This is a genomic window from Plantactinospora sp. A48 (assembly GCF_055793945.1).
Map to the genome: position 1 here is coordinate 72,338 of NZ_JBTIXF010000001.1, position 14,442 is coordinate 86,779.

Below are 14,442 nucleotides of genomic sequence, written 5' to 3' on the forward strand. Positions count from 1 at the left end.
CGAGGCCGCTCACGACGGGATCAAGCCTGACCGCCCAGAGTGAGCGGCCTCGGCGGAATCCTCGCGCCGACAGGCACGGGCGGTTTTGGCGGAACCGGCGCGGGAAGGATGCGGGCATGACGCTGGAACAGCGACGAATCGCCTTTCTCGGACTGGGTGGGATGGGTCAGCCGATGGCCACCCGGCTCATCGACGCCGGCCATCCCACGACGGTCTGGAACCGCAGTCCGGAGGCGGTCGGCCCGCTCCGGGACCGTGGTGCCCGGGTGGCGTCCGACCCCGTCGACGCGGTACGGGACGCCGAGGTCGTGATCACCATGGTGACCGACGCGGACGCCGTGCTGTCGATCGCCGACGATCAGGGGATGCTCGCCGCGATCCCGCCGGGCGCGGTATGGGCCCAGATGAGCACGATCGGTGTCCCCGGCACCGAGCGGACCGCCCAGCTCGTCGCCGAGCGGCGGCCCGAGGTGACCCTGGTGGACGCCCCGGTCGCCGGTAGTCGCGGCCCGGCCGCGCAGGGACAACTCACGATCTTCGCGTCCGGCCCCGAGGACGTCGCCGCCGGCCCGCTGCGGCCGGTTTTCGACGCGCTGGGACACCGCACGCTGTGGTTGGGGCCGGTCGGCGCGGGCACCCGGGTGAAACTGATGAACAACACGTACATGTCGTTCCTGAACGAGGGCATCGCCGAGGCACTCGGCGTCGGCCGCGCGCTGGGCCTCGAACTGGACACCATGCTCACCGCGTTGGAGGGCAGCCCGCTCGTGCCGCTCTGGGCGGCCGGGAAGCTGCGCCGGATCGCGGCCGGCGAATACTCCGCCGAGTACTCGCTGTCGTTGGCGCTCAAGGACCTCAGGCTGGCCCTGGAAACCGTGGATGTGGACCGGTTCGCCCCGGCCGGTGGGATCGTGGCCGAGTGGGAGCGGGCCGTGGACCAGGGCATGGGTGACGAGGACCTGACCGTCGTGGCCCGCAAGCTGCAACGCTGACCGCTGCAACGCTGACCGCTGCAACGCTGACGGCTGCGACGCTGACGGCTGCGACGCCGGCCCTGGGACGCCCGCTCGGACCGGGGACCCGGCGGAACGGCCGGATCCGGGCCCGCGGTGGTCAGGCTCCCGAGGTCACCCGGTACGCGTCGAACACCCCGTCCACCTTGCGTACCGCGGCCAGCAGGTGCCCCAGGTGTTTCGGGTCGGCCATCTCGAAGCTGAACCGGCTCACCGCCACCCGGTCCCGGGTGGTGGTGACGGTCGCGGACAGGATGTTGACCCGCTCGTCGGAGAGCACCCGGGTGACGTCGGTGAGCAGTTGATGCCGGTCCAGCGCCTCCACCTGGATGGCGACCAGGAACGTCGAGGCGGCCGTCAGCTTCCAGTTGACCTCGACGATCCGCTCGGACTGCACCTTCAGGTCCTCGGCGTTCGCGCAGTCGTCCCGGTGCACGCTGACCCCACCGGAGCGGGTGACGAAGCCGAAGACGGTGTCCGGCGGTACCGGGGTGCAGCAGCGGGCCAGCTTGATCCAGACGTCGCTCACGCCCCGGACCACCACGCCCGGGTCGTGGTTGTTGGCCCGGCTGCGCGGCGGGCGGGTGGCCACGGCGGTCTCGGCGATGTCCTCGACCGCGCCCTCCTCGCCGCCGTAGCTGGCCATCAGCTTCTGCACGACCGACTGGGCGGAGACCTGGCTGTCGCCGACCGCCGCGTACAACGAGGCCACGTCGGCCAGGTGCAGGTCGCGGGCGATGGTCAACAGGTTGTCGCTGGACAGCATCCGCTGCAACGGCATGCCCTGCTTGCGCATCGCCTTGACGATCGCGTCCTTACCGGCCTCGATCGCCTCCTCGCGGCGTTCCTTGTTGAAGTACTGCCGGATCTTCGTGCGCGCCCGGGGGCTCTTGACGAAGCCCAGCCAGTCCTGGGTCGGCCCGGCCGTGTCCGACTTCGAGGTGAAGATCTCGATGACGTCGCCGTTGGACAGGGTCGACTCCAGCGGCACCAGCTTGCCGTTGACCCGCGCGCCGATGCACTTGTGTCCCACCTCGGTGTGGACCGCGTACGCGAAGTCCACCGGGGTCGAGCCGGTCGGCAGCGGGATGACGTCACCCTTGGGGGTGAAGACGTACACCTCCTGGCTGGACAGGTCGAACCGCAGCGCGTCCAGGAACTCGCTCGGGTCGCTGGCCTCGCGCTGCCAGTCCAGCAGTTGCCGCAGCCAGGTCATCTCGTCGATGTGCGCCGGCGGGCCGACGACGGTCGCGCCCTTCTGCTCCTTGTACTTCCAGTGTGCCGCGATGCCGAACTCGGCGGTGCGGTGCATCGCGTACGTCCGGATCTGCATCTCCACCGGCTTGCCGCTGGGCCCGATCACGGTGGTGTGCAACGACTGGTACATGTTGAACTTCGGCATCGCGATGTAGTCCTTGAACCGGCCCGGCACGGGCTGCCAGTTCGCGTGGATCACCCCGAGCGCCGCGTAGCAGTCCCGGACCGTCTCGACCAGGATCCGGACGCCGATCAGGTCGTAGATGTCGTTGAAGTCCCGCCCCCGCACGATCATCTTCTGGTAGATCGAGTACAGGTGCTTGGGCCGGCCGGTGGTCTCCGCCTTGATCTTGGCGGCGCGCAGGTCGATCTGGACCTTGTTGGTGACCTGCCGCAGCAGGGCCTCGCGCTGCGGCTGGTGCTCCCCGATCAGCCGGTTGATCTCCTCGAACCGCTTCGGGAACAGCGTCCCGAAGGCCAGGTCCTCCAGCTCCCACTTGATGGTGTTCATACCCAGTCGGTGGGCCAGCGGGGCCAGGATCTCCAGCGTCTCCTTGGCCTTCTGCTCCCGCTTCGGCGCGGGCAGGAAGGACAGCGTCCGCATGTTGTGCAGCCGGTCGGCCAGCTTGATCACCAGCACCCGCGGGTCCTTGGCCATCGCGACCACCATCTTGCGGATGGTCTCGGCCTTGGCCGCGTCGCCCAGCTTCACCTTGTCGAGCTTGGTCACCCCGTCGACCAGCAGCGTCACCTCCGGACCGAAGTCCGTGCGCATCTCGTCCAGGGTGTACTCGGTGTCCTCGATGGTGTCGTGCAGCAACGCCGCCACCAGGGTGGTGGTGTCCATTCCGAGGTTCGCCAGGATCGTCGCGACCGCCAGCGGGTGGGTGATGTACGGATCGCCCGACTTGCGGTACTGACCCGAGTGCCAGCGGGCGGCCATGTCGAAGGCACGCTGGAGCAGCCGCGCGTCGGCCTTCGGGTGGCTGTTGCGGTGGGTGGAGATCAGCGGTTCCAGCACCTCGCTGACCTGCGAGGTCTGCCATGGCGCGTTGAACCGGGCCAACCGGGCCCGGACCCGCCGTCCGGTGGGCGCACCCGCCAGACCGAACCCGTTGGTGCCGGTGCCGGTCTCCTCGCCGTCCGGAATGGGGCTGGTGGGCACCCCGCCGATCTCGGCGCCCGAATCCGGCCGCGACACGCCGTCCGGGTCCGCCCCGGCCGCGACATCCCGACCGGCCGGATCGACCGGACCGGGAACACTGTCCCGGCCGATCCCGGTGGCGGTCGCGCCCGGCTGAGTCGCGCCCTGCGCGTCACCCGTGGGATGCACCGTGCCCTCCGTCAGAGGGGCGACATCGTGGGACACCGGCCTCCTCACAGCTCGCTGGTGAAACCGGTCGGAGCCGACCGGTCCGGCGCCGTCCGGGACGGATGACCCCTCGGGGTCGGTCCGTCACCGGCCGGAAAAGGGCAATGGTACCCGCGTACGGGGCGGCATGCGCCTCCCCCGAAGGTACCCCGCCGGAGCCGGTGTCCGCCCGGCACCGGCGGCCGGACGCCGGCGCGGCGTCAAACCGTCAGCAGGGCATGAACGGGGCGCGGCGCCACCCGGTCCCGGCCGCCGAGGAAGGACAGCTCGACCAGCACCGTGAACCCGGCCACCGTGCCGCCCGCGCGCTCGACCAGATCCAGCGTCGCCTCGGCGGTACCGCCGGTGGCCAGCACATCGTCCACCACGAGTACCCGGTGCCCGGCCGTGAAGGCGTCCTGGTGCACCTCCAGGGTCGCCTCGCCGTACTCCAGGGCGTACGAGGCCGCGTAGGCGGCGCGCGGCAGCTTGCCCGCCTTGCGCACCGGCACCACGCCGACCCCCGCCGCGTACGCGACGGCCGCCGCCACGACGAACCCGCGGGCCTCGACCCCGGCCACCACGTCGAAGGACTGCCGACCGTGGTGCGCCACGATGCCGTCGATCACCTCACGGAAGGCCTCGCCGTCGGCGAACAGCGGCATCAGGTCCTTGAACACCACGCCCGGCTGCGGGAAGTCCGGCACGTCCAGCACCCGGCTGGCGACCAGCCGGGCGGCTTCGACGCCGCTGTCCCCGCGTACCTCGGCCCCGGTCGGGCTCACCCTGCACTCCTCACGTCGAAACGCCGATTCCGTACCCGCACCGGGACAGGTCGATCGTCCGGCGCGGGTACGGAATCGGCGATGGATCAGGTAGGTGGTGGTTCCCGGTCAGCGTCGCTTGGAGCCGCCGGGCCGGCCGCCACCGGGCCGGTTGCGCGATCCGGCGGCCCGCTTCCCGGTCGGCCTCGCGCCCACCTTGGGTGCGGCACCGGCCATGGCCGCCCGGTCCTGCTCGGGTTCCACCGGGGCACTCTCGACGGCCGGGCGGGCGTCCGCCGGCGCCTTGGCCGGCCGCCGGCCGGCGGTGTCCCGGCCGCCACCGGCGGCACGCCGGGCCAGCACCCGCTTGGTGTGCGTCTGGATCCGCGGCTCGAGGTTCTTCAGCGTCACCAGCACCGGCGTGGCGAAGAAGATCGACGAGCAGACCGCGATGCCCTGACCGACGAACAGCACCAGACCGAGGTCCTTCAGCGTGCCCGCGCCCAGCAGGAACGCGCCGATGAACAGCAGGCCACCGACCGGCAGCAGCGCCACCAGACCGGTGTTGATCGACCGCATCAGCGTCTGGTTGACGGCCAGGTTGGCCGCCTCCCCGTACGTCTGGGTGTTGCTCGCCGTGATGCCTCGGGTGTTCTCCTGGATCTTGTCGAACACCACGACCACGTCGTACAGCGCGAAGCCGAGGATGGTCAGGAAGCCGATCACCGTCGACGGGGTGACCTCGAACCGGACCAGCGAGTAGATGCCGGCGGTGACCACCAGGTTGAACAGCAGCGACGAGACCGCGGCCACCGCCATCCGCCACTCGAACCGCAGGATCAGGTACGCGGTCACCACGGCCAGGAAGATCAGCAGACCGAGCAGGGCCCGCCCGGTCACCTGGCCACCCCACGCGGCGCTCACCCGGTTGGCGCTGATCTGGTCGGCCGGCACGGAGAACCGCTGGGACAGGTCGTTCTGCACCCCGGTGGCCTGCTCGGGGCTGAGCTCCGAGGTGCGGACCTCGTACGTCGCCTTGCCGCCGGACCCGCCGATGCGCTGGCTGGAGACCACCCGCTCGTCGCCGGTCAGCGCGTCGCCGACGGCGCTCTCGGCCTGTTGCAGGGTGCCGACCGAGGCCGGAATCTGGAACGAGTTGCCGCCGGAGAACTCGATCCCCAGGCTGAACCGGAGGAACGCCATGCTGAGGATCGCCACCAGCAGCACGGAACCGGCGATGCCGAACCACAGCTTGCGCCGGCCGACGATGTTGAGGCCGGCCTCGCCCCGGTAGAGGCGGGTTGCCAGACCGCTGCGGGCCATCTCAGGCCTCCTTCACGCGCGTGTTGCGGGTGGTGGGCTCGGAATCGTCCTGACGCAGGACCCGGCCGAGGCCGCTGACCCGCGGCGACAGGAACGCCCGGGTCCGGGCGAACATGGTCATGATCGGGTGCCGGAAGAGGAACACGACCACCAGGTCCAGAATCGTGGCCAGACCGAGGGCGAAGGCGAAGCCCTTCACCGTGCCGACCGAGACGAGGTAGAGCACGACGGCCGCCATCAGGGTGATCGCGTTCGCCGAGATGATCGTCCGGCGGGCCCGGGCCCAGGCCCGGGGCACCGCACTGCGCGGGCTGCGGCCGTCGCGGATCTCGTCCTTCAACCGTTCGAAGTAGATCACGAAGGAGTCCGCGGCCACACCGAGCGAGACGATGAACCCGGCGATGCCGGCCAGGGTCAGGGTGAACCCGATGCTCCGGCCCAGCACCACCAGCGCGCCGAAGACCAGCAGGCCGGACAGGATCAGGCTCAGGAAGATCACCGTGCCGAGCAGCCGGTAGTAGAAGAACGCGTAGATCGCCACCAGCAGCATGCCGATCCCGGCGGCCAGCAGGCCGGCCCGCAGGTACGCGGCGCCGAGTGTCGCGGTGATGCTCTGCCCCTCGGCCTGGGTGAAGGTGATCGGCAGTGCGCCGTACTTGAGCTGGTTGGCCAGCTCGGTGGCGCTCTTGTTGGTGAAGCTACCGGTGATCTGCGAGTCGCCGCTGAGCACGCCCTGGATCTCCGGCGAGGAGATCACCAGGTTGTCCAGCACCACGGCCACCCGGCAGTGCTGGTCCTGGCCCAGCGCGCTGGCGTCGCAGCCCTGGCCCTCGTTGCTGAACGCCTCGCGGGTCAGGTTGGTCCACTTGCCCTGGCCGTCGCCGGTGAAGTTCAGGCTGACCACCCAGCGGCTCTGCTGGTCGAGCTGCGGCGAGGCACCGCTCACGTCGGTGCCCAGCACCTTCGCCTTGTCCAGCAGCAGCTTCGAGGCGCCGCCCTCGCAGGACACCACCTGCTGCTCGGGGTCGCTGATCGAGGCCGGTGGCCGCTTGTCCAACTGAGCACAGCTGATCGTCGGCACGTTGAACTGCATGGCGGCCGGCAGCACCGCGACCTCGGGGCCGGTCAGCGTCGAGAACGGCTTGAGCTTGTCGGCCAGCGTCGGGTCCTGGCTGGTGTCGGCCGGCGCCTGCAGACCGGAGGCGGCCTGCCAGGCGGCGGCGCCGACCTTGGCCTGCACGGCGGCGGTGTCCGGCGCCAGCGCCGTGGCCGACGTGCTGGGCGAGGCGGTCGGGGTGGCGCTGGCCGAGGCCGAGGCCGAGGGGGTCGGCGTCGGCGCCAGTTCGCCGCCGCCCTGACCGCCGCTGCTCGGGGTCGTGCCGGCCGTCGGGGACGGCTTGATCGCCGCCGTGGCCGACGCCTTGGGCGACGCGCTCGCCTTCGGCGACGCGCTGCTGGACGGCGCGGGGCTCCCGGAGGGGTTCGCGCTGGCACTCGGCGCCGGGGCGGCGGCCGCGCCGCTGCCGTCGCCGGCCTTGAGCACCTTGCGGAACCGCAGTTCGGCGGCGTTGCCGATGTCGTTCAGGTTGGGGTTCGAGCCGGGCAACGAGATCACGATGTTCCGGTTGCCCTCGGTCACCACCTCGGCCTCGGCGACGCCCTTGGCGTTGACCCGCTGCTCGATGATCTGGCGGGCCCGCTCCATCTGCTGGGCGTTGGGCTGCTTGCCGCCGGCCTGGGTCGCCACCAGCGTCACCCGGGTGCCGCCGATCAGGTCCAGACCGAGCTTGGGATGCAGCCGATCTCGGAAGCTACCACTGGCCCCGTAGGCCAGGAACACCAAGAGATAGAGGACCACGAAGATGAACCCGAGCACGGCGAGCTGCCGGCCGGGACGCATCTGTCCCTGAGGTGGTGCCACGGCTGTCCTGTCTCCCTGCGCGTGCGGCCGGCGGTCCGGCGGCGGGTCGGGGGCGGCGTGCGCCCGGCTGGTTACGCCCCGCACCGGCGGATCCGGCACGGGGTGGCGGTGTGCGGGTTGTCACCTCACCGTACGGGTGAGATCACTCCTTGACACGTACCTCGTCGGCGACGGGCTCGAGCGACTCGATCGACTCGGCCGACTCCGGGGTCACCGGCGGGACGACCCGAGCGATCGCCGGACGGGCGAACCGGATCTGCACGCCGGGCGCGACTTCCAGCATCATGGTCTCGTCATCGACGCTCGTCACAGTACCGTAAACGCCGCCGATGGTGACCACCTGGTCGCCCGGACCGATCTCGGACTGCATCTGCGCGGCCTCACGGCGACGCTTCTGCTGGGGTCGGATCATCATGAAGTACATGACGCCGAAGAGCAGTGCGATCATGAGGAGCGGCACGAACCCGCCGGCTCCTCCGCCGCCCTGTGCTGCGTATGGCACGGTGTATACCTTCCCATTGGCCTCCGCGCCCGGCGAAGCACGCGCAGCGGAGGCAGGATCTCACGTCCTGTACAGACCGCGGCGAGTCTAATCCCTGATTCTGGGAACGCCGAATGCGGTGCAGATCACGAACCCATCACGGGCCTCAGGTCCCGCCGCCGAACAGATCGGGCACCGAGGGGCTCGCGGGGCCAAATGTACCATTCGGCGGAGTACGCCCCAGATGGCGCCAGGCACCCTCCGTGGCGACCCGGCCCCGTGGGGTCCGGGCCAGCAGACCGGCCCGGACCAGGAACGGCTCGCAGACCTCCTCGACCGTGTCCGGCTGCTCCCCCACGGCCACCGCCAGGGTGGACAGCCCCACCGGCCCGCCCCGGAACGAGTCGACCAGCGCGGTCAGCACCGCCCGGTCCAACCGGTCCAGGCCCAGCGCGTCCACGTCGTACACCGTCAGGGCCGATCGGGCGGTCTCCAGGGTGACCACGCCGTCGGCCCGGACCTCGGCGTAGTCCCGGACCCGGCGCAACAGCCGGTTGGCGATCCGGGGGGTGCCCCGGGACCGGCCGGAGATCTCCACGGCGCCCTCGTCGGTGATCGGTACGCCCAGGATCCGCGCCGAGCGGTGCAGCAGCGACTCCAGGTCGGCCGGGCTGTAGAAGTCGAGGTGGGCGGTGAACCCGAACCGGTCCCGCATCGGGCCGGTCAGCAGGCCCGACCGGGTGGTGGCACCGACCAGGGTGAACGGCTCCACGTCCAGCGGGATGGCGGTCGCCCCCGGACCCTTGCCGACCACCACGTCGACCCGGAAGTCCTCCATCGCGCTGTAGAGCAGTTCCTCGGCCGGTTTCGCGATCCGGTGGATCTCGTCGATGAACAGCACGTCGCCCTCGGCCAGGCTGGTCAGGATCGCCGCCAGGTCGCCGGAGCGCTCGATCGCCGGCCCGCTGGTGACCCGGATGCCGGTACCCAGTTCGGCCGCCACGATGTTGGCCAGGGTCGTGTTGTGTACGACAAGGTCGTTGACGGTGAACGTGTGATCCCCGGCGACCGTGAGACAGCGACAGGCGTGCAACCCAGCCGGTCCCACCGCCGCCACCTGGTCCGTCGCGAGTCCCTCGTCGAAGCGGTCACGGCGCGGAGCCCACTCGACGAGGCGGCGCCCCCGCTCGCCCAGCACGGTGATCCGTTCGGCGAACCGGGCGGCATCGTCCTGGCTCGTCACCGACAGCCGCCAGGACTCGTGCGGCCGGCCTTGATACCGCCCTCGCTTCAGCTTGAGACGAGACTGGATGCCAAGCCTCAACAGCAGGTGCTGCACATCTTCGAGCAAGCCACGGGAAACGCTGTAGAACTCGATCACAAGGTCGTAGCGCTCACGCCCCCGGCGGCTCACCGTGCCATCGCAGGCGAAGTACGCCCCGAGGAACGCGCTCACCTGCCAGGTGTCGCCACGGAAGACGAACTCCGGTACCCGCTTCTGCCAGGCGTTCTTGTCGAGCAGGTCGCAGTCGCGCAGCCAGTCCCGCAGACCGGAAACCCTGATCAGCGAACTGCGGGCACTGTTGGGTCTGGTGATGTGCCGGTGACCCAGGCGATCGCAGACGTTCCGGAAGTCGGCCAGAACGTCTGGGTCACCGCCGGTGAAGGTGACCTGGTTCGTGGTGCAGCCGTCACCGATCAGGTAACCGGCCAGCCGGTACTCGTCCGTCTCCTGGGTCGACTCCGCCGCGAGTTCCGGACAGAGAACGTTGGCCAGCACGTCCCGCTCGGTCAGGTCACCGGCCTTGGCCCAACCTTCGGTGGTCCAGAACGGGTGATCCGGAGCGGCCACCACCTCCCGACCGGTCACCGTCCGGATCCGCACGCAATCGAGCTCGCCCTGCTCGTGTACGGCTTCGACCCGGGCCGGTTCCCCGGTGCGAGTGATCACCTGATCTCCCACCCGCACGTCGCCCAGCCGTCGGCGCGACCCGTCCGCCATCAGAACGAGCGCGTCCACCGAGACCGGCTTCCCCAAACCGGGCGGACCGGACAGAAGGATGTGATCGGGCGGCGCACCCCGGCCCATCGCGCCGCGCAGCAGCAGGTCGAGCTGATCGCGTACCCGGTGCTGGGCGATGAAGTCGGCCAGCCGCCGCGGCCGGACGGTGGCCTCCGCCTCCCGCTCGGCGTCGTCGGCGTACGCCGACACCAGGCCCTCGGCCTCACTCACCGCTTCGTCCCTCCCACCGTCATCGGGTCCACCGCCGTCGCGTGCGGCCCGGCACCGATCCCCGGCCCGGCGCCGTCATCGGGCCCGGCACCGATCCCTGGCCCGGCGCCGTCATCGGGTCCGGCCGAGCAGCCGGATGGCCTGCTTGAGCAGCACCGGCACCGGTGGCACCGGACCGTCGAGGCCCTCCGCGACGGCGGCCACCGCCTGGTCGGCCTGGGCGGCGGTCCAGCCCAACCCGATCAGCGCCTGCCGGACCTGCTCGATCCAGGCGCCGGTGGTCACCCCGCCGACGCCGTCCGGTCCGATCGGCACCGGCCCGATCCGGTCCCGCAGCTCCAGTACCAGCCGTTCGGCGCCCTTCTTGCCGATCCCGGGCACCCGGGTGAGCGTGGCGGTGTCCCCGTTCGCCACGGCCTTGCGGACCACGTCGGGCGAATGGACCGCCAGCACCGCCTGGGCCAGCCGGGGACCGACCCCGCTGGCGGTCTGCAACAGCTCGAACAACTGCCGCTCGTCGTCGTCGGCGAAGCCGTACAGGGTGAGCGAGTCCTCCCGGACCACCAGGCTGGTGGACAGCCGCGCCGACTCGCCGACCCGCAGCCCGGCCAGGGTGCCGGGGGCGCAGTGTACGGCCAGGCCGACCCCGCCCACCTCGATCACCGCGCCGTCCGGCGACACCGCGGCGACCGTGCCGCGCACACTGGCGATCATCGAACCCCTCCTCGTCGCCCGCCACCGGCAGGCCCTCCCCGGCCGTTCCCCGGAACGGAACCCCGGCCGCCACCGATCACGGATCCTCGACCGCCGCCTGCCGCCGGAGCCCGGCCGCCACCGATCGCGGAACCACCCGGGCCGTCCCCGGTGGACCGCCGGACCCGTTCGGCGGCGGCGGCCAGCTTGGACCGGGTGCCGCCGCGCCAGATGTGGCAGATGGCCAGCGCCAGCGCGTCGGCCGCGTCGGCCGGTCGGGGCGGGGCGTCCAGCCGCAGCAGCCGGGTCACCATCGTGGTCATCTGCGCCTTGTCCGCCTGGCCCGAACCGGTGATCGCCGCCTTAACCTCGCTGGGCGTGTACGTCTGCACCGGCAGCCCGGCCCGCGCGCCAGCCAGCACGGCGACCGCGCTGGCCTGGGCGGTGCCCATCACCGTGCGTACATTGTGCTGGCTGAACACCCGCTCGACGGCCACGCTCTGCGGCCGGTGCTCGGCGACCAGTTCGGTGAGCGACCGGTCCAGGTGCAGCAGGCGCAGCGCGAGGTCATCGGCCGGATCGGTGTAGACGACGTAGTAGGCGACCAGCGCGCACGGGCGGCCCGGCACTCCCTCGACCACGCCGACTCCGCACCGGGTCAGGCCCGGGTCGACGCCCAGCACGCGTACCACGTCCCCTCCCCCGAACCCCCGCCACACGTACGGATGTTCGACACCCTACCGAGGCCCGTCGGCGCGCCGTCCGGTGACACGCCGCGCGCCGCCCACTGCCCTTGATCTTGGGTTTCCTCCCGCGATCCGCCGGCGGGCGAGGCGGGTCGGCCGGCCGGGACCGGGCGGCGCTGGCCACCGCCTCCGGTCGCGGTCAAACCCATGACCAACCCTGGTGAAAGTCGTGCGGAGCGGCAGTCGCGCGGTCAGGCCGGTGGCGGGGTGGCCATGGCGCCGCAGATCGCGTCGACGATCCGCTCCGCCAACTCCTGCTCGGTGATGTCGGTGCGCCAGCGCAGCAGCTTCTGCATGAGCATGGGCCCGGTCATCATCATCATGCAGACGTCGATGTCCAGGTCGGGCCGCAGCTCGCCGGCCTCGATCCCGCGCCGGAGCACGCCGCGCATCGCCTCACGGCGCGGCTCGATCAGCTCCTCGTACAGCCGGTGCTGCTCGGCGCTGCGATGCACCTCGGGCACCAGGCACGGCATGATCTTCACGGCGCGTGGGTCGTTGTTCCGGCCGATCGTGCTGAGCAGCGTGATCAGGTCTTCCCGGATGCTGCGGCCGTCCGCCACCGGTGGCGGACCCTTGAGGGTCCGCAGAGCGTCCCGCAGCAGCGCGTCCTTGCCCGGCCACCGGCGGTAGATGGTGGCCTTGCCGACACCGGCGCGGGCCGCGATGGCCTCGATCGAGATCGCCTCGATGGTGCTTCCCTCGGCCAGCAGGTCGAGGGTCGCCTCGATGATCGCTTCGTCCGCAGCGGTGGAGGTCATGCCCACCATTGTTTCCGATTTGTCACGCCGGGGCCAGCTCCGGTTCGCCGGCCGGTTGCGGCTCGACCTGCGGCACACTGGTCCGGCCGGGCATCCAGCGCAGCACCACGAGGACGCCGATGGCCGAGAAGATCGCCGACAGGAACGCCGCCCAGTGCATGGCCGAGACGAACGCCCCGTTCGCCGCCGAGATCAGATCCGGTGCGGCCGCACCCAGCCGCTCGGCCACGCCGTACGCGCCGGAGATCGACTCGTTGGCGGCCGTGCGGGCCGGTTCGGGCAGCGCGCCGGTCGCCGTGTCGACCTGGCTCCGGTAGACGGCCGCGAGCACCGAACCGAGGACGGCGATACCCAGCGCACCGGCCACCTGCCGGACCGTGTTGCTGACCGCCGAACCGACCCCGGCCCGCTCGCGCGGCAGCGACGACATGATCGACTCCATGGCCGGCGGCATGATGTTGGCCATCCCGATGCCCTGCACGAAGAACGTGACGGCCACCAGCCAGATCGGCGTGTCGGCGCCGACCAGGCCGAAGGCCACGGTGGCCAGCATGATCAGCGTGAGGCCCACCGCGGAGACCGCCCGGGCACCGTACCGCCGGACCATCGCCGCGCTACGCGGCGCGAAGAACAGCTGGGCAGCGGCGAACGGCAGGAACAGCAGACCGGTCTGCAACGGGCTGTAGCCACGCACCAGCTGCAGGTAGAACGAGCTGAAGAACATCACGCCCATGGCGGCGAAGAAGACCAGGCCGACGACCGCGACCGGGGCGGCGAACCGGGGGACCCGGAACAGCCGTACGTCCAGCGACGGGTGTTCGATCCGCCGCTCGTACGCGACGAATCCCGCCAGCACCGCCAGGCCGCCGACGATCGCCGCCCAGACCAGCGGCCGGCCGAACCCGTGCTCCCCGCCGTCGATGATGCCGTACGACAGGCCCACCAGGCCGATGACCGACAGCAGCACGCCGACCACGTCGACCCGGCCGGGGCGCGGATCGCGGGACTCGGGCACCAGCAGGGCGACCGCAACCAGTCCGGCCAGCACGATCGGCACGTTGACCAGGAAGACCGATCCCCACCAGTAGTGCTCCAGGAGCGTACCGCCGAGGACCGGGCCGATGGCGACGGCCAGGCCGACCGCGCCGGACCAGATCCCGATGGCACGGGCCCGCTCCCGCGGGTCGAACACGTTCGAGATGATCGACAGGGTCACCGGCATGATCGCCGCGCCGCCCAGGCCCATCACGGCACGCGCCGCGACCAGCTGGCCGGGATTCTGCGCGTACGCCGACAGCAGCGAGGACAGTCCGAAGACCGCCAGCCCGATCAGCAGGTAGCGCTTGCGCCCGTAGCGGTCGCCGAGCACGCCGAAAGTGAACAGCATGCCGGCGAAGACCAGCGTGTAGGAATTGATCGACCACTCCAGCTCGCTCTGCGTGGCCCCGAGCCCGTGCGTCGGGTCGGCGAGCGTGCGGAGAGCGACGTTCAGGATGGTGTTGTCGAGGACAACCACCAGCAGGCTGACGACCAGGACCCCCAGGATCGCCCAGCGCCGGGGGTGTCCGGTGTTCTCGTGCGGCTCCATGTCCGCTGTCCCCCCATGTCCATAGATTTCGATACGGCACAGATCCGTATCGGGAGGAAGCCTAAGCGGTCGATCTACGATACGGAACCGTCTCGTTTCCTAATGTGACAGCCATCTCACCTTTGCCCCCCGGGCGCGGTGACCGGGAGCGCCGTGGCCCTGACCGTCCTCGACCGAGGGCGCCGCTCGACCGAGGGCGCCGCTCGACCGAGGGCGCCGCTCGACCGAGGGCGCCGCTCGACCGAGGGCGCCGCTCGACCGAGGGCGCCACTTGACCGAGGGCGCCGCAGAGCGGGACGCCGGTGACCCAG

The 14,442-nt window shown here is 71.1% G+C and carries 10 protein-coding genes and 3 pseudogenes; 1 reads left to right on the forward strand and 12 read right to left on the reverse strand.

Annotation, left to right across the window (positions count from 1 at the left end):
* Positions 1 to 116 precede the first annotated feature (116 nt).
* Positions 117 to 992 (forward strand): NAD(P)-dependent oxidoreductase, encoded by an 876-nt coding sequence (locus ACXN5W_RS00345; protein ID WP_473156053.1) that lies wholly within the window; start codon positions 117 to 119, stop codon positions 990 to 992.
* 121 nt (positions 993 to 1,113) lie between these two features.
* Here ACXN5W_RS00345 and ACXN5W_RS00350 read toward each other — a convergent pair whose 3' ends face one another.
* The 12 genes and pseudogenes from ACXN5W_RS00350 to ACXN5W_RS00405 all read right to left on the reverse strand — a co-directional run bounded on the left by ACXN5W_RS00350 (position 1,114) and on the right by ACXN5W_RS00405 (position 14,131).
* Positions 1,114 to 3,639: a RelA/SpoT family protein gene (locus ACXN5W_RS00350; RefSeq protein ID WP_473156054.1), complete on the reverse strand. Its 2,526-nt coding sequence runs from the start codon at positions 3,637 to 3,639 to the stop codon at positions 1,114 to 1,116.
* 203 nt (positions 3,640 to 3,842) lie between these two features.
* Positions 3,843 to 4,406: an adenine phosphoribosyltransferase gene (locus ACXN5W_RS00355; protein WP_473156055.1), complete on the reverse strand. Its 564-nt coding sequence runs from the start codon at positions 4,404 to 4,406 to the stop codon at positions 3,843 to 3,845.
* A gap of 108 nt (positions 4,407 to 4,514) precedes the next feature.
* Positions 4,515 to 5,708: a protein translocase subunit SecF gene (gene secF / locus ACXN5W_RS00360; protein WP_473156056.1), complete on the reverse strand. Its 1,194-nt coding sequence runs from the start codon at positions 5,706 to 5,708 to the stop codon at positions 4,515 to 4,517.
* 1 nt (position 5,709) lies between these two features.
* On the reverse strand, positions 5,710 to 7,629 hold the full coding sequence (gene secD, locus ACXN5W_RS00365; RefSeq protein WP_473156057.1) for a protein translocase subunit SecD: 1,920 nt from the start codon (positions 7,627 to 7,629) through the stop codon (positions 5,710 to 5,712).
* Positions 7,630 to 7,771: 142 nt separating this feature from the next.
* Positions 7,772 to 8,131 (reverse strand): preprotein translocase subunit YajC, encoded by a 360-nt coding sequence (gene yajC / locus ACXN5W_RS00370; protein WP_473156058.1) that lies wholly within the window; start codon positions 8,129 to 8,131, stop codon positions 7,772 to 7,774.
* Positions 8,132 to 8,276: 145 nt separating this feature from the next.
* Entirely contained in the window at positions 8,277 to 9,314 is a 1,038-nt protein-coding gene (gene ruvB, locus ACXN5W_RS00375) for a Holliday junction branch migration DNA helicase RuvB (RefSeq protein WP_473156292.1), read from the reverse strand.
* 9 nt (positions 9,315 to 9,323) lie between these two features.
* A pseudogene (locus ACXN5W_RS00380) lies at positions 9,324 to 10,112 on the reverse strand (LAGLIDADG family homing endonuclease); the annotation flags it as partial.
* A gap of 17 nt (positions 10,113 to 10,129) precedes the next feature.
* Positions 10,130 to 10,343: pseudogene (locus ACXN5W_RS00385) on the reverse strand (Holliday junction branch migration DNA helicase RuvB); the annotation flags it as partial.
* Positions 10,344 to 10,454: 111 nt separating this feature from the next.
* Entirely contained in the window at positions 10,455 to 11,057 is a 603-nt protein-coding gene (gene ruvA, locus ACXN5W_RS00390; protein WP_473156059.1) for a Holliday junction branch migration protein RuvA, read from the reverse strand.
* 146 nt (positions 11,058 to 11,203) lie between these two features.
* A pseudogene (gene ruvC, locus ACXN5W_RS00395) lies at positions 11,204 to 11,728 on the reverse strand (crossover junction endodeoxyribonuclease RuvC); the annotation flags it as partial.
* Positions 11,729 to 11,973: 245 nt separating this feature from the next.
* Positions 11,974 to 12,543: a TetR/AcrR family transcriptional regulator gene (locus ACXN5W_RS00400; protein WP_473156060.1), complete on the reverse strand. Its 570-nt coding sequence runs from the start codon at positions 12,541 to 12,543 to the stop codon at positions 11,974 to 11,976.
* Between the two features lie 22 nt (positions 12,544 to 12,565).
* Positions 12,566 to 14,131, reverse strand: a complete 1,566-nt coding sequence (locus ACXN5W_RS00405) for an MFS transporter (protein WP_473156061.1) — start codon at positions 14,129 to 14,131, stop codon at positions 12,566 to 12,568.
* Positions 14,132 to 14,442: the final 311 nt, after the last annotated feature.